Source organism: Streptococcus mitis SK1080, from assembly GCF_000220085.1.
GTDB lineage: Bacteria > Bacillota > Bacilli > Lactobacillales > Streptococcaceae > Streptococcus > Streptococcus mitis_K.
The window spans coordinates 63942-90046 of record NZ_AFQV01000021.1 but is presented as its reverse complement, the minus strand read 5'-3'; the positions used below and the strand labels follow the sequence as shown (position 1 = coordinate 90046).

General features: G+C 41.0%; 20 protein-coding genes and 1 other RNA gene. 4 read left to right on the top strand and 17 right to left on the bottom strand.

The features are described from left to right. Positions 1–28: 28 nt before the first annotated feature. From fni to HMPREF9957_RS08810, 12 genes are all read right to left on the bottom strand, one after another. The gene (gene fni / locus HMPREF9957_RS08860) at positions 29–1039 is read right to left on the bottom strand and encodes a type 2 isopentenyl-diphosphate Delta-isomerase (RefSeq protein WP_000210649.1); all 1011 of its coding nucleotides are present in this window, start codon (positions 1037–1039) and stop codon (positions 29–31) included. Beyond that, positions 1023–2030 (bottom strand): phosphomevalonate kinase, encoded by a 1008-nt coding sequence (locus HMPREF9957_RS08855; protein WP_000562399.1) that lies wholly within the window; start codon positions 2028–2030, stop codon positions 1023–1025. The genes fni and HMPREF9957_RS08855 overlap by 17 nt, the downstream gene beginning before the upstream one ends. Further along, on the bottom strand, positions 2017–2970 hold the full coding sequence (gene mvaD / locus HMPREF9957_RS08850) for a diphosphomevalonate decarboxylase (RefSeq protein ID WP_000373470.1): 954 nt from the start codon (positions 2968–2970) through the stop codon (positions 2017–2019). The genes HMPREF9957_RS08855 and mvaD overlap by 14 nt, the downstream gene beginning before the upstream one ends. Beyond that, positions 2952–3830 (bottom strand): mevalonate kinase, encoded by an 879-nt coding sequence (mvk, locus tag HMPREF9957_RS08845; protein ID WP_000163298.1) that lies wholly within the window; start codon positions 3828–3830, stop codon positions 2952–2954. The genes mvaD and mvk overlap by 19 nt, the downstream gene beginning before the upstream one ends. A gap of 228 nt (positions 3831–4058) precedes the next feature. Further along, complete coding sequence (locus tag HMPREF9957_RS08840; RefSeq protein ID WP_004242503.1) at positions 4059–5036, bottom strand: N-acetylmuramoyl-L-alanine amidase family protein; 978 nt, start codon at positions 5034–5036, stop codon at positions 4059–4061. A gap of 82 nt (positions 5037–5118) precedes the next feature. Then, the gene (locus tag HMPREF9957_RS08835; protein ID WP_000518028.1) at positions 5119–5808 is read right to left on the bottom strand and encodes a response regulator transcription factor; all 690 of its coding nucleotides are present in this window, start codon (positions 5806–5808) and stop codon (positions 5119–5121) included. A gap of 11 nt (positions 5809–5819) precedes the next feature. After that, complete coding sequence (gene gndA / locus HMPREF9957_RS08830) at positions 5820–7244, bottom strand: NADP-dependent phosphogluconate dehydrogenase (RefSeq protein WP_000158787.1); 1425 nt, start codon at positions 7242–7244, stop codon at positions 5820–5822. Positions 7245–7319: 75 nt separating this feature from the next. Beyond that, positions 7320–8726 (bottom strand): cell division site-positioning protein MapZ, encoded by a 1407-nt coding sequence (mapZ, locus tag HMPREF9957_RS08825; RefSeq protein WP_000039296.1) that lies wholly within the window; start codon positions 8724–8726, stop codon positions 7320–7322. Between the two features lie 12 nt (positions 8727–8738). Continuing rightward, the gene (locus HMPREF9957_RS08820; RefSeq protein WP_000711409.1) at positions 8739–9896 is read right to left on the bottom strand and encodes a THUMP domain-containing class I SAM-dependent RNA methyltransferase; all 1158 of its coding nucleotides are present in this window, start codon (positions 9894–9896) and stop codon (positions 8739–8741) included. An 84-nt stretch (positions 9897–9980) separates the two neighbouring features. Next, an RNA gene (rnpB, locus tag HMPREF9957_RS12730) (RNase P RNA component class B) lies at positions 9981–10361 on the bottom strand. Positions 10362–10381: 20 nt separating this feature from the next. Then, entirely contained in the window at positions 10382–10723 is a 342-nt protein-coding gene (gene gpsB / locus HMPREF9957_RS08815) for a cell division regulator GpsB (RefSeq protein WP_000146531.1), read from the bottom strand. A 69-nt stretch (positions 10724–10792) separates the two neighbouring features. Further along, positions 10793–11320, bottom strand: coding sequence for an SLOG family protein (locus HMPREF9957_RS08810; RefSeq protein ID WP_000179545.1), 528 nt, complete (start codon positions 11318–11320; stop codon positions 10793–10795). Between the two features lie 66 nt (positions 11321–11386). Here HMPREF9957_RS08810 and recU point away from each other — a divergent pair, with 66 nt between their 5' ends. Then, complete coding sequence (gene recU / locus HMPREF9957_RS08805; protein WP_000248774.1) at positions 11387–11983, top strand: Holliday junction resolvase RecU; 597 nt, start codon at positions 11387–11389, stop codon at positions 11981–11983. Next, complete coding sequence (pbp1a, locus tag HMPREF9957_RS08800) at positions 11980–14136, top strand: penicillin-binding protein PBP1A (RefSeq protein WP_001040008.1); 2157 nt, start codon at positions 11980–11982, stop codon at positions 14134–14136. Before recU ends, pbp1a begins: the two co-directional genes overlap by 4 nt. Positions 14137–14296: 160 nt before the next feature. Here pbp1a and HMPREF9957_RS08795 read toward each other — a convergent pair whose 3' ends face one another. From HMPREF9957_RS08795 to HMPREF9957_RS08775, 5 genes are all read right to left on the bottom strand, one after another. After that, the gene (locus HMPREF9957_RS08795) at positions 14297–16276 is read right to left on the bottom strand and encodes a peptide ABC transporter substrate-binding protein (RefSeq protein ID WP_000857589.1); all 1980 of its coding nucleotides are present in this window, start codon (positions 16274–16276) and stop codon (positions 14297–14299) included. A 234-nt stretch (positions 16277–16510) separates the two neighbouring features. After that, positions 16511–17611: a UDP-galactopyranose mutase gene (gene glf, locus HMPREF9957_RS08790; protein WP_000272520.1), complete on the bottom strand. Its 1101-nt coding sequence runs from the start codon at positions 17609–17611 to the stop codon at positions 16511–16513. Between the two features lie 183 nt (positions 17612–17794). After that, positions 17795–19753 carry a peptide ABC transporter substrate-binding protein gene (locus tag HMPREF9957_RS08785; protein WP_001093133.1) on the bottom strand — a complete coding sequence of 653 codons (1959 nt, stop codon included), beginning with the start codon at positions 19751–19753 and terminating at the stop codon, positions 17795–17797. A 225-nt stretch (positions 19754–19978) separates the two neighbouring features. Continuing rightward, on the bottom strand, positions 19979–21946 hold the full coding sequence (locus HMPREF9957_RS08780; RefSeq protein WP_001190859.1) for a peptide ABC transporter substrate-binding protein: 1968 nt from the start codon (positions 21944–21946) through the stop codon (positions 19979–19981). 274 nt (positions 21947–22220) lie between these two features. Continuing rightward, a complete protein-coding gene (locus HMPREF9957_RS08775; RefSeq protein ID WP_001156816.1) occupies positions 22221–23831 on the bottom strand; it encodes a glycoside hydrolase family 13 protein in 1611 nt (536 codons plus the stop codon). A 152-nt stretch (positions 23832–23983) separates the two neighbouring features. Here HMPREF9957_RS08775 and HMPREF9957_RS08770 point away from each other — a divergent pair, with 152 nt between their 5' ends. Together HMPREF9957_RS08770 and HMPREF9957_RS08765 are read left to right on the top strand one after the other, a co-directional pair. Further along, positions 23984–25468 (top strand): DUF1846 domain-containing protein, encoded by a 1485-nt coding sequence (locus HMPREF9957_RS08770; protein ID WP_000743586.1) that lies wholly within the window; start codon positions 23984–23986, stop codon positions 25466–25468. 94 nt (positions 25469–25562) lie between these two features. Beyond that, on the top strand, positions 25563–26045 hold the full coding sequence (locus tag HMPREF9957_RS08765) for an S-ribosylhomocysteine lyase (RefSeq protein ID WP_000032548.1): 483 nt from the start codon (positions 25563–25565) through the stop codon (positions 26043–26045). The last annotated feature ends 60 nt before the right edge of the window (positions 26046–26105 follow it).

The window sequence follows — 26105 nt, the reverse complement described above, 5'->3', positions numbered from 1 at the left end:
CAGTCTAAAGATGGAAAAAAGGCGGTGGTTACGCCTTTTTCATCTGATCCTTTGCTTCTTTTAATTTTCCATAAAGAATGTAATCTACGCTTTGCAAATCTGCTATGGTAGCACAATTAAGAGCACACATGATTAAGCGTAAATCTTCTTTCCAGCCTTGAACAATGCCAATCACTTCTTCGACTGAATAGATTTCAACCAATTCCAGAACTGTTCGAGACAGTCCTACAGCCTTGGCGCCAAAGACCAGGCACTTAATCATATCCAGCGGATTCCGAACGCCTCCACTGACCAAGAGTTGAACCTTGTCTTTCCAGTCTTGGGCATTGAGAAGGGCTTGCATAGTAGATTGCCCCCATTGATTGAGGTAATCACGCTGACCACTGCGACGGTTTTCGATATAGGCAAAGCTGGTACCACCACGACCTGATAGATCCACTGTACGAACACCCAGTTCATAGGCTCTCTCGATGGTCTTCACATCCATTCCAAAGCCCACTTCCTTGAGAACAATAGGGACAGGGATTTGCTTGCTATAGTCTGCTAGATGCGATTGCCAGCTTCTAAACTTTCTTTCTCCCTCTGGCATGAGTAATTCCTGCATGACGTTGACGTGCACTTGTAAAAGTAAAGGATTCATCTCCGTCACAGTCTGCAAACCAAGTTCAACCGGCTTGTCTAATCCAATATTGGTTCCAAGAAGGAGATTTGGATGATCACACTTGACAGAAAAAGTGTCGTCTGTTGGATCCTTAAGGGCTGCGCTATAAGAACCCGTCACAAATAAAATTCCACAGGCTTCTGCCACCTGAGCCAACTTTTGATTGATTTCTCTTCCCTTATCGCTTCCACCCGTCATGGCATTGATATAAAAAGGAAAATCCCACTTTCGACCAGCAAATTCTGTCGACAGATCGATTTCATCCAGATCGTAAAGAGGCAAGGAAGAATGAATCAGCTCCACCTCATCAAAGCTATTATAGGAACTTTTCTGCTCAAGAGCATAGCGGATATGCTCGTCCTTACGATTTGTCGTCATGTCCTATCCTTTCTTGATATAAGAGCTCAATCCCCAGATCGGCCCAGCGATTTTTTAATGTTTCGGTTGATTGCACATCAAAACTCAAGGCAATACCACAGTCACCACCACCAGCACCGCTACTCTTGGCAACGGCTTGCAAATCTTGACTGGCTTCTTTCAGTTGTCTAAGCGAAGGTGTGTAAATATCTGCGCTCAAGCCTTCTAAGAGCTTGCTGGCTCTTTCTACCTGCTCGATAATTTTTTCTGATTTCCCATGCTCCAAGGCTTCTACCAAACAAGCCACCGTTTCTTTTGAGGAACTTAAAAAATTCTGATTGATATTTTGCTTGATTTGCTGGACCATATCACTAGACACAGCCACTTCCTTGGTCCACCCCACTAGGAAATCACATTCTAAAGTTGGTTTCACTTGTGAAATTGAAAAGCCCCAATCACGCTCTAAAACTGTCGACAAATTTTCTTCTTCCAACCAAGCAACCACCTTCTGGCGATCAAAAGACTGGTAAAGAACCAATTCCTCTGCCACAATACAGGCAATGTCCCCCATAGAACCATTGTCTCCTCGCTTGAGCAAGACAGCACTGGTCAGCTTGAACAAGAGATCCTGATCAACCGAAAGATTATACAGAGCCAGCAAAGCCTTGACAACCAAGACAATGACGCTGCCACTAGAGCCTAAACCAAACTTTTTCCCTTCTCGTTCCATTTTTCCTCGAATCTCTAAAGAAAAAGGTCGCAAGGTCTGCCCACGATAAACGAGGAAATCTTCCACTAAAGCAATCGTTTCTTGAATCAAGCTATAGTCAGGATTTGGCGTCAAATCAACTGTGAAATCAAACAGATCTGAATAGATACGGTAACTATCAGAAAAAGCAATCTCGCCCTTCATATAGATAGGAATGGCCTTTATCAAGGCCAACTGCCCTGGCTCTAAAATAGCATATTCGCCTGCCCAATAGAGTTTTCCGCAAGTTTTAACAGCAATCATCTTGACTCAAATCCTTTGTTTTTGACACAATCAAGCGATAACGCTGACCTAAGATTTCTGATAAATGCTCCAAATCTTTCTCTTGACAGAGGACTTTAACATTGGGACCAGCATCCATAGTAAAGTAACAAGCCCCTCCTTGCTCACGGAGCTGGCGAACAAAGTCCATGGCTTCATAGCTTGCATCCGTCAGATAAGAAAAGGCTGGTGATGCTGTTTTGGTCGTAGTGTGCATAGCCAGTGCATTTTTCTCCGTTAATTCCCCAACCTTGGCAAAATCATTTTCCTTGAGATAAGCCAGCATATTCTGATAGTCCTTCTCAGACTGACGCACCCAGTCATCAAAGGTCGTCGAAGTTTCCACACAAAGTTTCATACCGTCACGGCTAGAAATTGGTTTTTTCTTGTCCTCCAGCACCAACATCATCATAGCTAGTTTCAAGTCTGTCTCTACAGGGTAAATTTCTCCACTATCCTTATCCCAGGCACCTAGCGGTCCATAAAAACTCCGAGAAGAAGAGCCTGAGGCAAACTTAGCCTCCTGTGCCAACTGGCTCCGAGTCAATCCAAGCTGAAAATAAGCATTACAAGCCTTGACCAAGGCAGACAAACCACTAGAACTTGAGGACAGACCCGCCGCGGTAGGCATATTGTTCTGAGTATCGATACGGACAAAGCCTTCTCCAACTGGACGGTAGCGGTCAATAATCTTACTCATCTTGGCATGCTCAGCCTCATTTTGTAGCTTACCATTGATATAAAAGGCATCAGCTGTCGCATCCGTCGGTAGAGATGACAAAGTTGTCTCCGTATACATATTCTCCAAAGTCAGAGAGATACTGCTAGTAGCAGGCACCATCTCTTTTTCTTTTTTCTTTCCCCAATATTTGATAATAGCAATATTTGCGTAAGAACGTACTGTTACAGGCTCTCTATCCATGTCTGAACAGCTCCTTTCTCTTCTAATCTTTCTGCTAGTTCTTGTGCGTGTGTCAAATTGTCTGCCAAGGCTATGATACAGCCTCCAAGCCCACCACCGCTCATCTTAGCACCCAGAGCACCATGGCTAAGAGCCGTTTCAACCAGATGGTCTGCCTCAGGGCTACTGATCCCAATTTCTTTTAAATGTAAATGCGCTTGACTGAGGATTTGTCCCAATCCTTCAGCATCTTTTTGTGAAATCGCATCTTCTGCCTGCTGAGTCAATTCCCCCAAGGCATGCAAAAACGGCAGGGCATCCTTGCCCTTGTTTTGAACCACTTGAATGGCTTCACGAGTGTGACCATAGACGCCCGTATCTGCAATGACCAAATAGGCAGATAGATTCATCTCAAGCTCTGTAAATCCTACGTTCTTAATAAAGCGAATGGGCTGGTCACTGAGACAGGTCTTGGCATCCAAACCACTTGGATTCATATGGGCAATCATCTCCGCCCGATTGACCAAGATTTCTAATACATCATGAGGCAGTTCTGCCTGATAGTAGTCAAAAACCGCACGAATGGCCGCTATGCTGATAGCTGCTGACGAACCCATTCCCCGTTTCTCAGGGATAGCCGAGTCAATTTCACAGCGAATGCAGGCTTCTTTGATATCCAAATACTCCAGTGAAGCATAAACTGCCATGGACAAGGTATCCTCCTCATAGAGGCGCCAAGGACTCGCTGCAGGAACTACCTTACAAGTCACTTCTACCTCCAAAAGAGGCAGGGAAATGGCAGGATAACCGTAAACGACCGCATGCTCCCCTATTAAAATAATCTTACTATGTGCCTGACCGACACCAACTTTTTTTGTCATGTTTTCCTTTTACTAGACGAAAAAGCCGTCTCATACTCAATGAAAATCAAAAAGCAAACTAGGAAGCTAGCCGCAGGCTGTACTTGAGTACGGTAAGGCGACGCTGACGTGGTTTGAATTTGATTTTCGAAGAGTATTATTTTTTCCTACAAGTATTTATTCTCTCCTATCTATTTTATTATATTTTCACAAAAAAAGCGATTGTTTCCTTCACAATCGCCTCTTTCATTATTGAACCCATTCACCATTATAATTGACAGAATAGTCATCTACGGTCGTATTCACTGCCAAGGCACCTGAGCTATAAGCATAGTACCATTTACTACCGACCTGGAACCAACCAGTTGCCATAGCTCCTGATGAACGGAGATAGTACCACTTGTTACCAAGGTTTTGCCAGCCCGTTTTCATATCACCATTTTCAGCATCTAGATAATACCAAGTTGAGCCGTCTTGATACCAACCAGTTGTCATAGCTCCTGATGAACGGAGGTAGTACCACTTATTGCCAAGTTGTTTCCAACCAGTTTGCATAATACCAGTTTCTGGATCTAGATAGTACCATGGAGCAGCTTTTAATTTATCTTCATCATATGTAAGAGGAAAATCCTTAGCCCAACCACGTGCTAGCTCCCCAACAGTCAATCTGTTGATGCGAGAATCAAAGCCACCATCCTTCAGTAAATAATACCAGTGCCCCTCATCATAAACCCAACCAGTTTTTAAGGTGTGATAACTACGTTGATCTTCAAAATAATAGACTCGTTTCTCTGCTGGACTATTATATTGTTCCCCATGATGCTTGTTGACATTTGTAGCTGTTTTTGCTTCTAAAACTTGCTTACCAACAAATTCTTGTAGAACCCCATCTTGTCCAAAGTAGTACCACTTCGGTTGAAGGGCAATTTCGAAAACTGGTCGATTATCAAATAAATCATCACGATAACCTGTCCCAGGGATTTCTAAGTATTGCCAACCGACTACCATTTCTCCACTATCACCAAAATAGTAGGTTTTACCGTCTATTTTATGCCAATAGATTGCTTTATGGTCATCTTTTATATAATATTTTCTATTATCCTTATCAACAAACTGTCCACCTGTAGTATCCGCCAATACTGCACTTGTTGCTAGCACACTAAAGAAAAAGACTGCTAATGCGATTGGCATCAATTTTTTTATTATTTCATTAGACCTATCCTCCATAACTGATTGTAGCAAAGACCCGACTGCATGTCAATATATAGAAATCTTTCAAAAAAAGCAGTTACATAACTGCAACTGCTTTCTATTCTTGCATGGTGTAACCGACACCACGAACGGTTTTAATATAGCTTTTCTGACCTTTTACATCAAGCTTGCTACGTAGATAACGGATATAGACATCCACGATATTGGTTTCGGTCGCACTTTCATACTTCCAGACACTTTCCAACAATTGCTCACGAGTCAGAACTTTCTTGCTTCCCATAAGAGTAGCCAAAAGGTCATACTCACGGCGCGTCAGAGCAATCATCTCCTCGCCACGATAAACGGTATGATGCTCTACATCCATACGCAGATTGCGATAAGACGTTGGAACCTTCATCTGACTACAGTGTTGATCTATAAAGTCCCGACCTCGGAAAATCGCTGAAATACGAGCTACCAGATTCTCAATAATAACTGGCTTATAGATGTAAGAAACGGCAAAGCGTTGGATTGTTTCAATCTGATCTTGCAATTCTTCGCGATGGTCCAAGACCATGATGACCGAGGCTGGCTTAGTCCGACTCAGCTTGTCTGCAAAATCCTGGGCTGTCATATCCCCCAGATGAGCATTCAATAAAATCAAGTCATAGTCTGTCTGAAGAGCCATGGAGAGGGCTTTTTGCCCCTCCTCCACCTGATCAACTCGGTATTGCTCTTTTTGGAGTTCCAAACTTAAAAAGTGAGCTAGATTTCGTTCTTTCTCAAGTAATAAAATCCGTTTCCCCATGGCAGACCTACTTATTTTTCGTCATACCAAGAGTAGTGGAAGGTTCCTTCTTTGTCTTTACGTTGGTAAGTGTGGGCACCAAAGTAGTCACGTTGCGCTTGGATCAAGTTAGCTGGAAGGTCAGCTGAACGGTAGCTATCAAAGTAAGTAATAGCTGCTGAGAAAGTTGGCACTGGCACACCAGCTTGAACAGCAAGAGCTACGATATCACGCACTGCTTGTTGGTACTTAGCAGTAACATCCAAGAAGTACTCATCCAAAAGAAGGTTGGCAAGGTCTGCATCACGGTTGTAAGCATCTGTAATCTTTTGCAAGAAACGAGAACGGATGATACAGCCATCACGCCAGATAGATGCGATGTCCGCAAATGGCAAGTTCCAGTTGTTTTCTTTAGAAGCTACACGCAATTGAGCAAAACCTTGTGCGTATGAAATGATTTTTGAGAAGTAAAGGGCTTGACGGATTTTTTCGATCAACTCAGCCTTGTCTCCTTCAAATTTGAAGGCAACTGGTTTTGGAAGAACCTTGCTTGCATGCACACGTTCTTCTTTGTAAGTTGAAATGTAACGGGCAAATACTGACTCAGTGATGAGTGACAATGGCACACCAAGGTCAAGAGATGATTGGCTAGTCCATTTACCAGTTCCCTTGTTACCTGCAGCATCAAGGATGTAATCTACGATTGGTCCATCTTGACCTTCATCGTCTTTGCGGCTCAAGATATCAGCTGTGATTTCGATCAAGTAGCTGTCCAATTCACCCTTGTTCCACTCAGTAAAGATTTCAGCCATGTCTTCTGCAGAAAGGCCTAGCAAGTGTTGCATAAGATCATAGCTTTCTGCGATCAATTGCATATCACCATACTCGATACCGTTGTGAACCATTTTCACATAGTGACCAGCTCCATCAGGACCGATGTAAGTCACACATGGTTTGCCATCTTCTGGTGCTTTAGCTGAGATTTCTTCAAGAACATCCGCAACCAATTCGTAGGCCTCTTTTTGTCCACCAGGCATGATAGAAGGACCTTCAAGGGCACCTTTTTCACCACCAGAAACCCCAGTACCGATAAAGTTGATACCTGAGTTTGCCAATTCTTCATTACGACGGATGGTATCTTTGTAGAAAGTGTTTCCTCCGTCAATCAAGATATCACCCTTGTCAAGGTGTGGAAGAAGGGCTTGGATAGTAGCATCTGTACCAGGTCCAGCTTGAACCATCAGCATGATACGGCGAGGTTTTTCGATTGAGTTTACAAAACTTTCAACGTCATAGCTTGGTACAAAGTTCTTTTCAGGATGGCAAGCAATTACATCTTCCGTTTTTTCTTTACTACGGTTGTAGATAGCAACTGTGTAACCACGAGATTCAATATTAAGGGCAAGGTTACGACCCATTACGGCCATACCTACGACACCAAAGTTAGCTTTTGTCATTTGACACTCCTCTTGTTTCATTTGTTTTATTTTATCATTTTTACTTTTGAAAAGAAAGAATTTTGTAACAACTGCTTAGTAGTCCAAGTCATCCGCATGACCAGCACCATTTCCGACAAAATATCCTGTCTTACAGTTAAGGGTAAAGAGATAGGTTCCATCTGGCTTGTAGAGGTTGTAATAACCATTGCCATTAACGATATTGACACGTTCAAGGATGTATTGGTCTCCAGTGATATAGCCACGTGAACGTGAAGTCGCTAGAATTTGTTCCAAGACACCATCCGCAAAATCCCAGGCAGAGTTGTTACTATCATCAATAGCAGACTGGTTATAGGCAACACGACTGGCACTTCTTTGAACAGCAACCCCTGCACTTGATAGACCCATATTGACTTCACTGCGAGTACTTCTAGTTTCATTTGATGCAGTATTTGAGCTACTTGGGCTTGTCTCACTAGTCGTATTTGAGCTTGTTTGACTTGAACTTGAGCTACTAGTTTGACTTGAACTTGAGCTCGAAGTATTTGTTTGCTGGCTCTTACCAAGGCTGATAGCCTTATCTAGCACTTTATCAAGCTCCGTATTTCCAGTTTTAATATCTGTAAATTTAGCATCCGATTTGGCTTTGGCATTGGTATCCAATACACCATCCACAATAGCTGGTTTTTCAAATTGTGCATTGACATCTTGAATGGCCTTGATTTGCGTTGCTAGACTATCATATTTAGATTTGGCAAGCGTATGTTCACGACTACCTTCCAGCTTATCAAGTAAGGTCTTGAGTTGACTCAGTTTATCAAACTGGCTATTTTTCAAAGCCGTTTTATTGCTGTCTGTGTAGAAGGCGTCATAAAGTGTATTAAAATCATCCACATCCGATTGATTGGCTGTAGTTGATTGAGAGGTCTGAATTTCCTTGGTCGAGCGATTCACTTGACGGTAGACATAATAAGCACTGACACAGATAATTACTGATACAAGCGCTAAGACAGTCAAAATAAAGCCTTTTTTACTTTTCTTTTCTGAGTCTTCTTGTTCCAGACGAGAAAGGTTTTGCTCCTCTTCCACTTCTTCAGTCATTTCTGTTGGATTTTCATCCTCTAGTAATAGAGGATCCAAGCTTTGCCCCTCGTCGTCCAGAGGCAAGGGTGGTAAAATGTCTTCAGAAGATGGAACTTCCTCCGAAGAAGCTTCTGACTCTTCTACAGCCTCACGCATCTCTTGAATTAAATCATCCAGACTCTGAGTTTCGACTAACTCCTCTTTTTTGTATTGGCGAGTCGCAAACTTATCTGCTTCGATTTCATCTTTGTGTTGCTTGACATACTTGTCCAAAATGGAATCTTCAGGCAAGACTCCTGCTTCCACTTCTTCATTTTTACGAATCGCTTGACCAACTGTTAGCTCTTTTGCTTCATCAAAATCAAATCGCGATTCTTGGTTTTCTTTTTTATGACGATTCCGTCTTTTCTTACTCATGAGTATCCCTTTCTATTTTAACTCTTGACGTTTGACACGCTGACCAAAATATTGATACAGATCCACTTTCAAGGTTCCGTTGTATAACTTACGCTTCTTATCTGCTTGGCTACCATACTTGCTTTCAAAGGCTTCATCACTAGTCAGGATAAATTTGCTCCAAGTTTTCAGTGGTGCAAATACTTGACCCATCGCAGCATAAAGCTTGGTCACCCCTGCATCATCTGATAAACGCTCCCCGTAAGGCGGATTGGAAATAATCACACCATTGATTTTATCAGAACGTAAATCCTGCACGCGCATCTGCTTAAAAGTAATATCCCCTGCAACACCAGCTGCCTGAGCATTGGCCTTAGCAATTTCCACCATGCGAGCATCAATATCACAGCCCATGATATCCAATTCCAGCTCACGGTCCACTTTTTTAGCCGCCTCTGTGCGCACTTCTTGAATCAAGCGATCGCTGACCCAATTCCATTCCTCAAAAGCAAAGGAGCGACGAAGTCCTGGTGCCATCTTTCGAGCAATCATAACTGCCTCGATACAGAAAGTTCCTGAACCACAGGTCGGATCAATCAAAGGCTTATCTGGATACCAGTTAGAAAGTTGTAAAATAGCTGCCGCCATGTTTTCCTTGATAGGAGCCCCACCTTTTTCGGTACGATAGCCACGTTTAAAGAGACTTGAGCCTGTCGTATCAATCATGACAGTTGCCACATCTTTGAGAATAGAGACCTCAATCTTAAACTCTGGGCCATTCTCCATCAAAGGAACCCCTTCTGGGCGAGCATAGTGTTTCTGCAATTTCTTAACAACAGCTTTCTTAGAAATAGCCTGTACACTCGGCTCATTGTGAAGTTTAGATTTAACACATTTTGCTTTTGAAATCGGGAACCGAGATCCAAGTGGTAAATAATTTTCCCAATCTAAAGCGAAAACTCCCTGAAACAGCTCTTCAAAAGTCTTAGCTGGGAAGGTTCCTACGATAATCTTGATACGATCTGCTGCCCGAAGCCAAAGGTTGGTTTCGATAATAGCTCTCACGTCTCCTTGAAAACGAACACGTCCATTTTCAACCTGACAATCGTAGCCCAACTCTCGAACTTCACGTCCCACAACAGCTTCAAGACCTGCTGCCACAGTTGCAATTAAATTAAATTCTTTTTTCATGTTACAGTCTTGCAAGACCTTTCTATATGTCCACTTTAAAAAATGAGGTTGAGAAAATTTCTCAGCCCCAACCTATATGCAATTTTCTATAAGCCATGTTTTGTTCCAGAAGTGACTAGGACCACTTCCTTCGATAATCATCTGTCTACCACTAACAGCTCTAGCTGATAGCAGTCAGAATACTACGTTCGTTTCCGCGTACTCCATGCCCCGACCAAAATTTGGGTTGCTAGCTTGAGGGGTTTACCGCGTTCCACTCTCTCTGTTTCCAGAAAGACTCCGTCACTGTGGCACTTTCAAGCCTACTCTGACCTATCCAAGGACTTAGCCATTTCAACTGCCGTAACGATTTCTCGTCCCTAGGCTTATGGTTTCGCCTAGCACAAACACTACAGGCATCACAGCCTGTGCTAGCATGGACTTTCCTCATGAGAAGCAATTCTCCTCACGCGATTATCCAAAAATTGCATGTAACAAGACCTGAATTACAAATCAGTATTGTCTAAAATTTGTTTACCAAACACTTCTTTTTCAAGACGATTCAAGCGTTTCAAAATATCAAAATTCGTCATAGAAGATGAAGCAGCCACATCAATTGTATCTGGGTGACTAGGATTTGGAGCCGAACTCACTTGCGGTTTACGAGTTAATTCTTCCTTCAAATCCGCAATTTCCTGACGAAGTGACTTGACCAAGGCAGCATAGGTTTCATAGTCCTTGATGACATCGTCTAAAAACTCATCAACTTCTACCTTACTATAGCCACGGACTTCACGCCCAAACTCTTGTTCAAAAATATCTTTCGCTGAAAAAATAATACTTGCCATGTCTCTCTCCATTCTCGCTTGCTAGTATTATTATATAAAAAAAGGCAAACAAAAATCAAGGTCAAAGCTTCAATTTTCGGAAAAATTTTCAGCAAGTTCATTTAATTGATCAAATGTTAATCTCTTTATAAAATAGTCCTCTTGATTTTTCATCTTTTGGTAAAAATAAGCTAGTTTCGTTTCATTTTCTTCATCATAAAAAAGATAGGAACTGTTCGTGTTTTCCAGCAAAAACTGCTGGTAATCTCTTAACTGCCCCTTGTGTTCATAGCGAGGATAAGCATATTTGACAAAGTCTACCTGCTTAAAGCGACTCAGTTTCATCTGATTGCCTTCATTCCAATTTTCCCCATGGGTTTCAAAAGCAAAAATGGTCGCCAACTGGAAACCGTACTCTGTTTTCATCTCCTGAGCAACCTCTAAAACCCAATATTCAAAACCCAAACTTCCTGTAAACACAAGCCAAGACACTCCATCTGCTGCCATAGCCTCTAAATCTTTACGTATTGCTTTTTTTATCAATTTAAGACGAGGATCCTTGTCAGAAAATAAACCCAAATCAAAAGCAGAATAGCCTAAAACCAAAGCTGTAGCCATTTTTAACCCTTTCTGTGCAAATTTATGGTATAATAGAGTGATGTTATTGTACCAATAAGGAGAATTATGGTCAACTATCCACATAAACTTTCATCACAAAAAAGACAACCATCTCTTTCTCAACCCAAAAATTTCGCAAATCGAGGAATGTCTTTTGAAAAGATGATCAATGCTACCAACGACTACTATTTGTCTCAGGGCTTGGCTGTTATACACAAGAAACCAACTCCTATTCAAATCGTACGAGTGGACTATCCACAACGAAGTCGTGCCAAGATTGTTGAAGCCTATTTTCGACAAGCTTCAACGACAGACTATTCTGGCGTTTATAATGGATATTACATCGACTTTGAAGCCAAGGAAACAAAACAAAAACGTGCGATTCCGATGAAAAATTTTCATCCACATCAGATTCAGCATATGGAACAAGTCCTTGCCCAACAAGGAATCTGCTTTGTCCTTCTTCACTTTTCTTCTCAGCAAGAAACCTACTTATTGCCGGCATTCGATTTGATTCGCTTCTATCATCAAGATAAGGGACAAAAATCAATGCCACTTGGATATATTCGAGAATATGGATATGAAATCAAGGCTGGTGCCTTCCCTCAAATTCCTTATCTCAATGTTATCAAAGAACATTTATTAGGTGGTAAAACAAGATGAACAAACCAACGATTCTGCGCCTAATCAAGTATCTGAGCATTAGCTTCTTAAGCTTGGTTATCGCAGCCATTGTCTTAGGTGGAGGAGTTTTTTTCTACTATGTTAGCAAGGCTCCTAGCCTATCCGAGAGTAAACTAGTTGCAACAACCTCTAGTAAAATCTACGACAATAAAAATCAACTCATTGCTGACTTGGGTTCTGAACGCCGCGTCAATGCCCAAGCTAATGATATTCCCACAGATTTGGTTAAGGCAATCGTTTCTATCGAAGACCATCGCTTCTTCGACCACAGGGGGATTGATACCATCCGTATCCTGGGAGCTTTCTTGCGCAATCTGCAAAGCAATTCCCTCCAAGGTGGATCAACTCTCACCCAACAGTTGATTAAGTTGACTTACTTTTCAACCTCGACTTCCGACCAGACTATTTCTCGTAAGGCTCAGGAAGCTTGGTTAGCGATTCAGTTAGAACAAAAAGCAACCAAGCAAGAAATCTTGACCTACTATATAAATAAGGTCTACATGTCTAATGGCAACTATGGAATGCAGACAGCAGCTCAAAACTACTATGGTAAAGACCTCAATAATTTAAGTTTACCTCAGTTAGCCTTGCTGGCTGGAATGCCTCAGGCACCAAACCAATATGACCCCTATTCACATCCAGAAGCAGCCCAAGACCGCCGAAACTTGGTCTTATCTGAAATGAAAAATCAAGGCTACATCTCTGCTGAACAGTATGAGAAAGCAGTCAACACACCAATTACTGATGGATTACAAAGTCTCAAATCAGCAAGTAATTACCCTGCTTACATGGATAATTACCTCAAGGAGGTCATCAATCAAGTTGAAGAAGAAACAGGCTATAACCTGCTCACAACTGGGATGGATGTCTACACAAATGTAGACCAAGAAGCTCAAAAACATCTGTGGGATATTTACAATACAGACGAATACGTTGCCTATCCAGACGATGAATTGCAAGTCGCTTCTACCATTGTTGATGTTTCTAACGGTAAAGTCATTGCCCAGCTAGGAGCACGCCATCAGTCAAGTAATGTTTCCTTCGGAATTAACCAAGCAGTGGAAACAAACCGCGACTGGGGATCAACTATGAAACCGATCACAGACTATGCTCCTGCCTTGGAATACGGTGTCTACGATTCAACTGCTACTATCGTTCACGATGAGCCCTATAACTATCCTGGGACAGATACCCCTGTTTATAACTGGGATAGGGGCTACTTTGGCAATATCACCTTGCAATACGCCCTGCAACAATCGCGAAACGTCCCAGCCGTGGAAACGCTAAACAAGGTCGGACTCAACCGTGCCAAGACTTTCCTAAATGGTCTCGGAATCGACTACCCAAGTCTTCACTACTCAAATGCCATTTCAAGTAACACAACCGAGTCAGACAAAAAATATGGAGCAAGTAGTGAAAAGATGGCTGCTGCTTACGCTGCCTTTGCAAATGGTGGAACTTACTATAAACCAATGTATATCCATAAAGTCGTCTTTAGTGATGGGAGTGAAAAAGAGTTCTCTAATGTCGGAACTCGTGCCATGAAGGAAACGACAGCCTATATGATGACCGACATGATGAAAACTGTCTTAGTATACGGAATCGGACGTGGAGCCTACCTACCTTGGCTTCCACAAGCAGGTAAAACAGGTACTTCTAACTATACTGACGAAGAAATTGAAAAGTATATCAAGAACACTGGTTACGTAGCTCCAGATGAAATGTTTGTAGGGTATACCCGCAAATATGCAATGGCTGTATGGACAGGCTATTCTAACCGTCTGACACCACTTGTAGGCGATGGCCTTACGGTCGCTGCTAAAGTTTACCGCTCTATGATGACCTACCTGTCTGAAGGAAGCAATCCAGAGGACTGGAATATGCCAGATGGCATCTATCGAAATGGGCAGTTTGTTTTCCAAAATGGAGCAAGACCGACTTGGACTGAAACGACATCCCAATCATCTTCAACCGAAAGCTCATCAACAAGTGCAGAAAGCTCTACTAGTCAAGCACCAGTAACAAGTCCTGATGCTAGTACTAATGGTCAAAATCAAGCACCAAATGCACCAGGAGCCAATCAAAATCCAGCTCCACAGACTCCTCAAGTCCAACAACAACCACAACAGTAAACGAAAAATCCTGAGAACTCTAAACTCAGGATTTTTTCATTGTCAAAATGAAATACAGAAATCAAGTACATTTTCCCACAATAAAACGCATACGATCAAGGCTTTCACCTGACAATATGCGTTTTGCTTTTAAGGACTTTTTGCTCAGTCTCTTTTTGTTTTATTTGACATGTTTGGCAAGTTCTTCTTGCGCTTTTTTATTGGATTCTGCTTTTTCTTTCATCCATTTTTCTTGAGCTTTTTGGTATTCATCTGCAGTAACTGCCTTGTCTTGAATTTCAAGGTATTTATACAAGACTGGGTCACTTGTACCTTTATTTCCTGACAATGCAAATGGTATTGTAAATGGTACCATCTTAGACAAGATTGGACGACCAGTTTTAGAAGTTGTTGGGATGATCAAGGCACTATCTGTCAACCAAGCTTGGGCTGCAGCGTATTTATCATATCGTTTAGCAACATCTATAGTCTCATCACCAGCCTCAGTAACCAATTTTTCGTAGTCATATAGACCTACTTTTTTAGCAGCTACATTATCTTCCCCTGAGTCAAATCCTAAATATGTTTTAGTGCTTTCTCCTACAGATGGTTTGATAATATCAAGGTAGGTTGATGGATCGGCAAAGTCTGGACCCCAACCGACATTATCTGATAAATCCCAGTCTTCGCCAGCAGCATTTTCGGCAAATAGAGTTACATTAAGCAATTCATCTTTTTGCAATTGTTGGATATCAATAATGACATTATCAGTTCCTAAAGTTGCTTCCAAGGATTGTTTCATAGATTGGACACGTTGAACTTTTGTAGTTGCTGTCTGGTCAACTGGCATATCCAAATGAATTGGGAAAGTCACACCTTCTGCTTGTAAAGCTGATTTAGCTTTAGCAAATTCAGCCTTGGCTTTTTCTGGATTGTAGAGACCATCTTGTGAATCTGCAAGATTGACATCCTTCCATTCATCCCCATAAGTCACTAATTTCTCTTTGACCATATCGCCAAAGTTTTTCCCATCTGCTTGAACAAATGTTGGTGGAACAAAGAGATTACGCAAGATTTTGCTTGCTCCAGTTTCTCCATTCAACTGAGAGGCATAGGCTGTACGGTCAAAACCAAAGGCAATAGCCTGACGGAAATCCTTGTTTAAGAGAGCCTTTTTAGTTGAAGTCTTTTGTTCTTCGCTAGTCTTAGATGTGTGTTTATAAGATTGACGGTCAATATTTGTCCCTACTAGATAAGTCGTAGAGTCTTGTTGCGTATAGACGATATTGTCTTTCATACTCTTCTCAAGCTCTGCGAAACTTGCACTTGTTGGATAAAGACGAGCTGCTGTAAGGCTACCATCTTTAAAGTTTTCTGCTGGTTTGCTGGTATCTTGCCCATCCCAGAATGACAATTTAACTTTGTCAATATGCACATTGTCCTTATCCCAGTAGTTCGGATTTTTCGCAAATTCAACGGAAGATTTGGTCACAATGGATTTCAACAAATAAGGGCCGTTATACAAGAGACTACTTGGATCCGTCGCTTTGGCAAAATCATCCCCTTTTGAATTCAAAAACTCTTCATTGACTGGCGCAAGCACACCCATGGTTGTTTTTGAGTTCCAAAAACTTTCAGGTTTGTTCAAGGTGTATTGGATTGTTTGGTCGTCAAGGGCCTTAATCCCGACTTGAGCGAAGTCTGTGATTTCACCTTTGGCATAGGCATCCAGACCTTTGATTGAATCCTGTACCAAGTAAAGGGCTTCTGCTTTCTTATCTGTTGCATATTTAAGTCCTGTTACAAAGTCCTGAGCTTTAACAGGAGCGTACTCTTCTCCCTCAGATGTATACCACTTGGCATCCTGACGAATCTTATAAGTATAAGTCAAGCCATCCTTAGAAACTGACCAGTCCTCTGCCAATGAAGGAACAAGGTTCCCGTATTTATCATTTTCAAGCAATCCATCAATCACATTACTAGTAATCTCAGAAGTTGCTGCCTTACCAGTTGTCAAATAGTTGAGATTATCTGGATGTGTCTCGTAAGTAAATGCAAAGGTTTTTTCACCTTGAGCGCCTGAACCTCCAGAACAAGCAGCTAAAACACCAGCTGCTAATAAGGTTACTCCCGCAAGAGCCAATACTTTTCTTGTTTTCATAGTATTCTCCTTTGTTTTTTTATTCATTATAGACCCTTTTTCAAGTCCTGTCAATAGAATTTTCTGAATTTTAAGAGTTATTTGTTATATTTGATATATTCTGAAAAATAAAATTGTTCATTTATGCCAAAAAAGCCAACAGAGATTCTCTTCTGATAACCAGAAAAGAATCTTGTTGACCTTACTTCTAAAAATCTTAAGTAGCAAAGATTCTAAAATGACAGAATCCTTGCATCATTGTCCCAACTCTTCCTCGACCACTTCCAAAGCCCGTTCGATGACCACATGCATGTCATAGTATTTATAATCTGCTAAACGACCACAGAAAATAACCTTGTCATTTGTTGCTGCTTCTTCTTGATATTTAGCAAACAGGACATTGTTTCTCTCGTCATTGATTGGATAATAAGGCTCATCTCCTCGTTTCCAATCAGCTGGGTATTCACGAGTAATGACCGTTTTAGCTTGTGTACCATACTCAAAGTGTTTATGCTCAATAATGCGAGTATAAGGAATTTCTCGTTCTGTATAGTTGACAACAGCATTTCCTTGATAGTTTTCTTCATCTAAAACTTCATGATCAAAACGAAGACTACGGTATTCTAACTCACCATGTTTATAATCGAAGTATTGGTCAATCATCCCCGTAAAGACAACTTTTTCAGCAGAAACTTCTAATTCCTGACGATTGGCAAAAAAGTCAACTCCAAGTTCTACTTCTACATCCTTGAGCATATTTTCGATGATGACATTGTAGCCTCCAATTGGAATCCCTTGATAACGGTCATTGAAGTAGTTATTATCAAAGGTTAAACGAACTGGTAGACGTTTGATGATAAAGGGTGGAAGGTCAGTCGCAGAACGTCCCCATTGCTTTTCAGTATAGCCTTTGATCAACTTTTCATAAATATCTGGACCGATTAACTTGATAGCCTGTTCTTCCAAGTTTTTAGGTTCAACGTCCTTCATATGAGCCGTTTGCTCAGCAATCTTATCTTTGACTTCTTGAGGAGTTTTTGTCCCCCACATAGCATAGAAAGTATTCATATTGAAAGGTAGATTATAAAGGCTACCCTTGTAATTAGCTAGAGGCGAGTTGATGTAGTTGTTAAATTCAGCGAATTGATTGACATAGTCCCAAACTTTCTTGTTAGAAGTATGAAAGATATGGGCACCATATTTATGAACATTAACTCCTTCTACATTCTCACAGTAGATATTTCCACCAATGTGGTCACGTTTATCAATAACTTTTACTTTTTTTCCACGCTTGGTTGCTTCATAAGCAAAAATTGCTCCCGACAAACCAGCACCAACGATTAGATAGTCGTACATAGTCTCTTCCTTATCACTTATCTTTACATCTCCTTAACTATAGTAAAAGAGAGGATCTTAGTTTCAATCTATTTTAGCACAAAACAAATCATTTCTTAGTTTTCAATAGCCGAGTGATTTAAAAAGACAAGCACCAAAACTGATGTTTGTCTTTATGATTTTGCTTGAAAAGGCTATTTCTAACTATTTAACATGTTTTTCTGCTTCTTTTTGAGCTTTTTCAATTGCTTTTTTGCTTTCTTGTTCCCATTTACTTTTAGCTTCTTCAAACTGTTTGGTCGTCACAGTGTCTTTTTGCAGTTTCATGTACTTGTAGTTATTGCCATCACCCTTGATACCAACCAATGAATAGCCTCTTGTAAATGGCGTTACTTTGGTTACAGATGCTGTTCCACCACTTGACATAGCTGACATAATCAGAGAGTTGTCAATCATCCAAGCCTGTGCTTCAGCATATTTTTCATAGCGTTTGGCTACATCTTTGTTTTCACTATCTGCATCTTTGAGCATCTTAGTGTAGGTATCCAGACCTAGACTAGTGATTTTTTCCTTGTCTTCCTTGGCATCTAGACCAAAAATCTTGAGGTAGAACCCATCCTCTGCATTGAAAGGATTAAGATAAGTTGACGGATCCTGATAATCACCCACCCAACCATCAAAGTTCAAATCGTAGTCTCGATCAGCTGCTGTCGGTGCTAAGAAGGCTACGTTATTAAAATCATCTGTTGAAAGTTGCTGAACGTCAATGACAATGTTATCAGCACCCAAAACTGACTCAAGGGTCTGCTTAACTGAGTTCATACCTGTCACGGCATTTTTACTTGTCTGATCAACCGCCACATCCAAGTGAATAGGGAAAGTCACACCTTGACTTGTCAATTCTTTTTTAGCTTCCGCAAATTTTGCTTGGGCTTTTTCTTTGTTGAAATAGGCATCCTGAGCATCTGCCAAGTTAATATCTGACCATTCTGTGCCATAGTTGACCAATTTAGAAGCGACTACTTCTCCAAAGGTCTTGTCTCCAACTTGGACAAATGTAGGAGGCACCAAGGTGTTACGAAGGGTCTTGCTAGCTGCCTCTTCCCCATTTGACTGGGCAGAATAGGCTGTGCGGTCCAAGGCAAAGTTCACCGCTTGACGGAAGTTCTTGTTCAAGACAGCTGTTTCAGTTGACTTCTTCTGCTCATCTGTCGTTTTAGACGTATGGTTGTAAGCCTTACGGTTGACGTTGAAATTGAAGTACCAAGAAGTCTTGTCCTGCAAGCTATAGACGATATTATCCTTATATTTCTCCTTGGTCTTGGCAAAGTTAGAACTATTTGGATAAACCCCAGCGATTGAATAAGCTCCACTTTCAAAGTTACGGATGGTCAATTCTTGGTCTGAGCCATCAAAATAAGCTAATTTCACATGTTCAATTGATACTTTGTCATGATCATAGTAATGCGGATTTTTCACATACTCGATAGATGATTTTGATGTGAAATCTTTTAACAAATAAGGTCCGCTGTAGAGAATGCTATCTGGAGATAGGGTCCCAAAATCTTTCCCTTTTGAGTTTAGAAACTCTTCATTGACTGGGAAAAGGATACTGTTGGTTGTTTTTGAGTTCCAGTAAGGCTCTGGGCGTGTCAAAGTATACTCAACAGTCTGGTCGTCAATGGCCTTCACCCCAACCTTAGAAAAGTCAGAATCCGCTCCTGTAATATAATCATTCAAGCCCTTGATTGAGTTTTGAATCAGGTCAATGGCCTGGGATTTATTGTCCACTGCATACTTGATACCTGTCACAAAATCTTGTGCCTTAACTGGGGCGTACTCTTCACCGTCAGCCGTGAACCATTTGGCATCTTTTCTCAATTTATAGGTATAAGTCAGACCATCGCTTGAAACAGACCAGTCTTCTGCCAAAGATGGAACTAGGTTCCCGTAATTGTCATTTTCAAGCAAACCATCAACTAGATTGGTTATAATAGCTGTATTATCAGCGTAGTAGTCTAACAAGTAGTTAAATGTAGTTGGATTTCCACTAAAGGTTGATGAGTAAGTTTTTGTATCTGAACCTGATTGTCCGCAAGCAACTAAAAGCAAAGCAGCCGTAAAGGTCAGGCCTGCGCTAAGGACACGCTTTTTTGTATTCATCTTCTTTCTCCTTTATGTCAGTTTTTGTAACATAGGTTTATTTTACCAAAATAGTGGGAATTTGTAAAGTTAATTGAATTTTGAGAATGAAAGTTTATAAATCTTGGCCATAAAAAACAAAGGATTTCCGCCTTTCATACAGTCCTCCCTTGTTTTTATGCGATTTATCATTTAAATATCAATGAATTAACTGATAACCTAACGAAAGCAAGATTCTCATTCACATTATTTTATGTGCTTTTCTAAATCCTTTTGATACTGAGCATTCGATTCCAGTTTTTCCTTTTGCCACTTTTTGAAGGCCGCATCATACTCTTTAGTTGTCACAATATCATTTTGAAGTTCCATTCCTTTAAAAATAAATGGATCCCCCTTAATACCAACCTGTGAATAAGCTTTGGTAAATGGAACAGTACGACTAACCATAGGAGAGCCCCCTGAAGAAGCAACTGGAATAAGAAGTGAACTATCAGTAACCCAAGCCTGTGCTTTGGCATACTTTTCGTATCGTTTATCAAGATTACTTGTCTCAGAAGCCGCATCATCCAAGAGCTTCTTGTATTCATCCAAGCCAACTTTCGCCACAACTTCAGGATCCTTACCCTTTGTTATACCTAGATGTTTCAAGGCAGAACCCTTCTTAGCATCTAAAATATTGAGATAGGTTGCTGGATCTTGGTAATCTGGTCCCCAACCTGTTCCGTTCAAATCATAATCTTTTTGGGTTGGAACTTTAGCTTGAGAAGTAATACTTTCCTTCTCATTATCTGTCATTTGAAGAACATCTATAATGACATTCTCAGTTCCCAATGTTTCTTCAATCGATTGTTTTAATGAATTTGTCTGTTGAACTGCAACTACATCTGTCTGTTCTACTGGTACATCCAAATGAATCGGGAAACTTACTCCCTTAGCTTGCAATTCTGACTTCGCTTTTTCAAATGCAGATTTAGCCTTTGTTGGATTGTAAATTGTATCCTTACCATCTGTGAGAGTCACATCTTTCCACTGTTCTCCATATTTCAGTAGTTCATCCTGAGCCAACTGTCCGAAGGTCTTCCCAGCTACTTGAACGTAATTATCTGGCACTAGACTATTACGAATAATCTTATCCGCACCCTCTTCACCGTTTAATTGAGCTGTATAGGCGTGGCGATTAAATGCAAAATTAAGAGCCTGACGGAAGTTCTTATTGAGAAGAGCTTCTTTTGTTGATGTTTTTTGTGACTCATCTGTTTTAGCTGTTTTATTGTAAGACTGGCGGTTTACGTTCACAGTGAGGTAGTAGCTTGTTGCCTCTTGTGGACTATAGACAATCTTATCTCCGTACTCTTTCTTAGTTGACTCAAAGTTTGAGCTTGCTGGAAAAAGACGTGCAGTGGTATAGGCACCTTGTGTAAAGCTACGAATTAAGGATTCTTGATCTGAACCATCATAGAATGTCAATTTAACATTATCAATTTTGACATTATCCTTATCCCAATAGTTAGGATTTTTTTCATATTCAATCACAGATTTAGAAATCAAAGATTTCAAAAAATATGGGCCATTGTAAAGAATACTTGATGGAGTTGGCGCTCCGTAATCCTTGCCTGTTGCATTCAAAAATTCTTCATTTACAGGAAGCATGGTTGCTGTGGTTACTTTAGAGTTCCAAAAACTTTCCGGTTGATTAAGGGTATATTCTACCGTATAATCATCAAGAGCCTTCACACCTACAGTTGAGAAATCGTTTGTCTCACCACTAACATAAGCCTCCAATCCTTTGATAGATTTCTCGACCAAAGAAAGACCATCAGACTTTCCATCTGCTGCATGTTTCAGACCTGTAACAAAATCCTGAGCTTTAACTTCCGCATACTCTTCTCCTTCTGAAGTATACCACTTCACACCTTTACGAAGTTTGTAGGTATAAGTCAAGCCATCTTTAGAAACTGACCAATCCTCTGCTAGAGAAGGAATGAGATTCCCATATTTATCATTCTCTAAAAGACCGTCGACGACATTACCTATTACGTCAGAAGTTGAACTTTTACTTGTAAGGCTATAATCCAAGGATGATGGATCAACTGCATAAACATAAGAGAATGTTTTGGGAGCATCTGCATTCTTTTCACTTTTCCCACAAGCTGTTAAAAGAATGGCTGTGCTCAAGGTCACTCCTGCTCCTAAGAGCCACTTTTTCGATTGCATAAATAATCTCCTTCAAAATAGTATTTTCACTATTATACCCTATTTTTTTATAAATGCAAGAGTTCTTATAGAATTTGTTAGAAAATTCTAACAAATATTTTTAAAAGAGTTTTTACACAACTTTTAGCAAAAAGAGGCTGGGAAAAAAGTCTTTAAAACAAAAAACGCATAATATCAGGTCAGTACAATGAAAACCTTGGTACTATGCGTTTTATTGTGGGAAGATTTACTTCATTTTCTCCTGAAGTCGAGTTTTTACCCAATCTCTCTCATTTTAGTCAGTCAATTCCACACAGAAAGCATCCCATGGGGCTAAGACTTGTTTTTCAAAGACTTCTTGAGCTAGGGTGTTTTCAATCAAGACAGATTTGACATTTCCTTCTACTACAAAGACTTGCTCTTCATTGGACAAGTTAGCCACAACTAGGACGCGACGGTCCCCATCTTTACGGATATAGGCAAAGACCTTGTCAGCCGTGTCAAGTAATTCAAAGTCAGCTCGAATCAGCCAGCTGTTTTCCTTACGGATTTGGACCAACTTCTGATAAGTATAAAAAATAGAATCTGGATTTGCCAGCGCTTCTTGAACATTAATTGCTTGATAGTTTGGATTGACTGCCAACCAAGGCTGACCTGTCGAGAAACCAGCGTTTTTGCTTTCATCCCATTGCATTGGGGTACGGGCATTATCACGTCCAATGACACGGATACTGTCCATGATTTCTTCCATCGGAACGCCTTTTTCAAGAGCCTCACGCGCATAGTTGAGGGATTCAATATCTTCTACTTGATCCAACGTTTCAAACGGATAGTTGGTCATCCCAATCTCCTCACCTTGGTAGATATAAGGTGTTCCTCTCATGAGATGAAGCAAGATGGCAAAGGCTTTGGCAGATTTTTCGCGGTATTCTTGGTCATTGCCCCAGATTGAGACGATACGAGGAAGGTCATGATTGTTCCAGAAGAGCGAATTCCAGCCATCCTCAACTCCTAATTCTGTCTGCCATTTGTTGAAGATTTCTTTTAACTTAGCAATATTCAGTTCTTTTTGATAGTGCCATTTAGGCTGACCTTCCTGATACTGAAGACCGATATGTTCAAACTGGAAAACCATAGACAATTCTTGCCCCTTTGGATCTGAGTAGAGCTTAGCAATATCTGGCGTTGCTCCCCAAGTTTCTCCCACCGTCAAGAGATTCTTATCTCCAAAGGTCGCTTGATTCATCTCCTTGAGATAGGGATGGAGCATAGGACCATTATTAACCACCTTCTCGTCAGGAATTTTCCCAATCATATCAATAACATCCATGCGGAAACCACCAATCCCTTTATCAATCCAGAAGTTCATCATCTCATAAATTTTCTGGCGAAGTTTTTCATTTTCCCAGTTGAGATCAGGCTGTTTCTTGCTGAAAAAGTGGAGATAGTATTGACCTGATTTTTCATCATATTCCCAAGCAGACCCACTAAAGATAGACTCCAAATCATTGGGTTCGTCCCGCCAGATATAGTAGTCTCTCTCAGGGCTATCAGGATTTTCACAAGCCTCGACAAACCAAGCATGTTCATCTGAGGTATGATTGACCACCAAGTCCATGATGATACGAATATCACGTTTCTTAGCTTCCGCAATTAGTTGGTCCATGTCCTCCATAGTTCCGAAAATAGCTGCAATCGCTTGATAATCAGCAATATCATAGCCATTATCATCCATAGGACTGTCATAAACTGGAGAAAGCCAAATCGCTGTAATCCCCAGCTTGGCTAGATAGTCTAACTTACTAGTAATTCCTTGCAAGTCGCCAATTCCATCTCCGTTGCTATCCATAAAGCTCTTAGGATAAACTTGATAGACTACGGCATTGTGCCACCACTTTTCTTGCATCTTCTTACCTCATTATTTTAATAATCTATAGTCTATGATAGCGCTTTTCAGAGTTTTATGCAAGCGTTTGCCTAATCTTTTTGATTCCTTTTTTAACTCCATAGTTTCCTAACTTCCAATTTTTTATTATAATAGAGGTCAGAGGTAAAAAAATGAAAAAACAAGCTTTTAGTTCTGAACAATATTTGAATCTACAGCGCGACCACATTTTGGAGCGCATTAACCAATTTGACGGCAAGCTCTACTTGGAGTTTGGTGGCAAAATGTTAGAAGATTTCCACGCTGCTCGTGTTCTTCCTGGTTATGAGCCTGACAACAAAATCAAGCTCTTGCAAGAATTGAAAGAGCAAGTCGAGGTTGTAATTGCCATTAATGCTAGCAACATCGAACATTCCAAAGCACGTGGTGACTTGGGCATTTCTTATGACCAAGAAGTTCTTCGTTTGATTGATAAATTCAATGAACTGGGAATTTTTGTTGGCTCCGTTGTCATCACACAGTACGCTGGCCAACCAGCTGCAGATGCTTTCCGCAATCAACTCGATAAAAACGGAATTGATTCTTATCTTCATTATCCAATCAAAGGATATCCAACAGATATGGATCACATCATTTCTCCAGAAGGTATGGGGAAAAACGATTACATCAAAACCAGTCGTAACTTGATCGTCGTAACCGCTCCTGGACCTGGTTCTGGAAAATTGGCAACCTGTATGTCCAATATGTACCACGATCAAATCAATGGTATCAAGTCTGGCTACGCTAAGTTTGAAACCTTCCCAGTTTGGAATCTTCCCCTTCATCACCCAGTCAATTTAGCCTACGAGGCTGCCACAGCTGACCTTGATGATGTCAACATGATTGACCCCTTCCATCTCCAAACCTACGGAGAAACCACTGTCAACTACAACCGTGATATCGAAATCTTCCCAGTACTCAAGCGCATGTTAGAACGTATCCTTGGTAAATCTCCATACGCTTCTCCGACAGATATGGGGGTCAACATGGTTGGTTTCGCTATTACAGATAATGAGGCCGCTATCGAAGCCTCTAAACAAGAAATTATCCGTCGCTACTATCAGACTGTTCTTGATTTCAAAGCCGAAAAAGTTGGCGAATCTGCTGTCAAGAAAATTGAGTTGCTTATGAACGACCTAGGTATCACACCTGCAGACCGTAAGGTTGCTGTTGCTGCACGCCAAAAAGCTGAAGAAACTGGCGGACCAGCCCTAGCCCTTGAATTGCCAACTGGGGAAATTGTCACTGGTAAGAACTCAGAACTCTTTGGTCCTACAGCCGCTGCCTTGATCAACGCCATCAAGAAATCAGCAGACATCGCTAAAGAAGTAAAACTAATCGAACCTGAAGTTGTTAAGCCAATCCAAGGTCTTAAAATCGATCATCTGGGTAGCCGCAATCCACGCCTGCATTCAAATGAAATCCTGATTGCACTTGCTATCACAGCTACAGAAAATCCTGATGCTGCTCGTGCTATGGAAGAACTTGGCAACCTCAAAGGAAGCGAAGCCCACTCAACCATCATCTTAACCGATGAAGACAAGAATGTCCTTCGCAAATTGGGTATCAATGTAACCTTTGACCCATACTACCAATACGACCGCTTGTATCGTAAGTAACGATTTCAACCTCTCCACTCTCGGAGAGGTTTTCTCTCTGTCTCAGGAGCCGGCTTTATGTTATAATGAAAAGAGAAAACTGAAAGGATTTACCATGTCAAAAGAAGTTATTGTTGAAAGTTTTGAACTTGACCACACTATTGTTAAAGCACCTTATGTCCGCTTGATTGGGGAAGAAACAGGCCCAAAAGGAGACATCATCTCCAATTATGATATTCGCTTGGTACAACCAAATGAAGACTCGATCCCTACCGCTGGACTTCACACCATCGAACACCTCTTAGCCAAACTCATCCGTACCCGCATTGACGGTATGATTGACTGTTCACCATTTGGTTGCCGTACAGGCTTCCACATGATTATGTGGGGACGTCATACTAGCGCTGAGATTGCAGCAGTTATCAAGGATTCGCTCAAGGAAATCGCTGAGACTACTACTTGGGAAGAGGTTCCTGGAACAACCATCGAATCTTGCGGAAACTACAAGGACCACAGTCTCTTCTCTGCTAAAGAATGGGCGAAACTCATCTTGGAACAAGGAATTTCAGATGATGCCTTTGAACGTCATGTGATTTAAATACAAAAAAGGAACCAGTTTTTTCAGCTGGCTCCTTCTTTTTTATTCTCAAAATTTTGT

Coding starts and splice junctions, on each gene's coding strand:
- HMPREF9957_RS08780 (WP_001190859.1), bottom strand. CDS start 21,946: ATGCAATCGAAAAAGTGGCTCTTAGGAGCAGGAGTGACCTTGAGCACA.
- HMPREF9957_RS08835 (WP_000518028.1), bottom strand. CDS start 5,808: ATGGGGAAACGGATTTTATTACTTGAGAAAGAACGAAATCTAGCTCAC.
- HMPREF9957_RS08855 (WP_000562399.1), bottom strand. CDS start 2,030: ATGATTGCTGTTAAAACTTGCGGAAAACTCTATTGGGCAGGCGAATAT.
- HMPREF9957_RS08795 (WP_000857589.1), bottom strand. CDS start 16,276: ATGAAAACAAGAAAAGTATTGGCTCTTGCGGGAGTAACCTTATTAGCA.
- gndA (WP_000158787.1), bottom strand. CDS start 7,244: ATGACAAAAGCTAACTTTGGTGTCGTAGGTATGGCCGTAATGGGTCGT.
- HMPREF9957_RS08820 (WP_000711409.1), bottom strand. CDS start 9,896: ATGAAAAAAGAATTTAATTTAATTGCAACTGTGGCAGCAGGTCTTGAA.
- HMPREF9957_RS08765 (WP_000032548.1), top strand. CDS start 25,563: ATGTCAAAAGAAGTTATTGTTGAAAGTTTTGAACTTGACCACACTATT.
- pbp1a (WP_001040008.1), top strand. CDS start 11,980: ATGAACAAACCAACGATTCTGCGCCTAATCAAGTATCTGAGCATTAGC.
- HMPREF9957_RS08840 (WP_004242503.1), bottom strand. CDS start 5,036: ATGGAGGATAGGTCTAATGAAATAATAAAAAAATTGATGCCAATCGCA.
- HMPREF9957_RS08775 (WP_001156816.1), bottom strand. CDS start 23,831: ATGCAAGAAAAGTGGTGGCACAATGCCGTAGTCTATCAAGTTTATCCT.
- mvaD (WP_000373470.1), bottom strand. CDS start 2,970: ATGGATAGAGAGCCTGTAACAGTACGTTCTTACGCAAATATTGCTATT.
- glf (WP_000272520.1), bottom strand. CDS start 17,611: ATGTACGACTATCTAATCGTTGGTGCTGGTTTGTCGGGAGCAATTTTT.
- recU (WP_000248774.1), top strand. CDS start 11,387: ATGGTCAACTATCCACATAAACTTTCATCACAAAAAAGACAACCATCT.
- HMPREF9957_RS08770 (WP_000743586.1), top strand. CDS start 23,984: ATGAAAAAACAAGCTTTTAGTTCTGAACAATATTTGAATCTACAGCGC.
- HMPREF9957_RS08785 (WP_001093133.1), bottom strand. CDS start 19,753: ATGAATACAAAAAAGCGTGTCCTTAGCGCAGGCCTGACCTTTACGGCT.
- mapZ (WP_000039296.1), bottom strand. CDS start 8,726: ATGAGTAAGAAAAGACGGAATCGTCATAAAAAAGAAAACCAAGAATCG.
- fni (WP_000210649.1), bottom strand. CDS start 1,039: ATGACGACAAATCGTAAGGACGAGCATATCCGCTATGCTCTTGAGCAG.
- HMPREF9957_RS08810 (WP_000179545.1), bottom strand. CDS start 11,320: ATGGCTACAGCTTTGGTTTTAGGCTATTCTGCTTTTGATTTGGGTTTA.
- mvk (WP_000163298.1), bottom strand. CDS start 3,830: ATGACAAAAAAAGTTGGTGTCGGTCAGGCACATAGTAAGATTATTTTA.
- gpsB (WP_000146531.1), bottom strand. CDS start 10,723: ATGGCAAGTATTATTTTTTCAGCGAAAGATATTTTTGAACAAGAGTTT.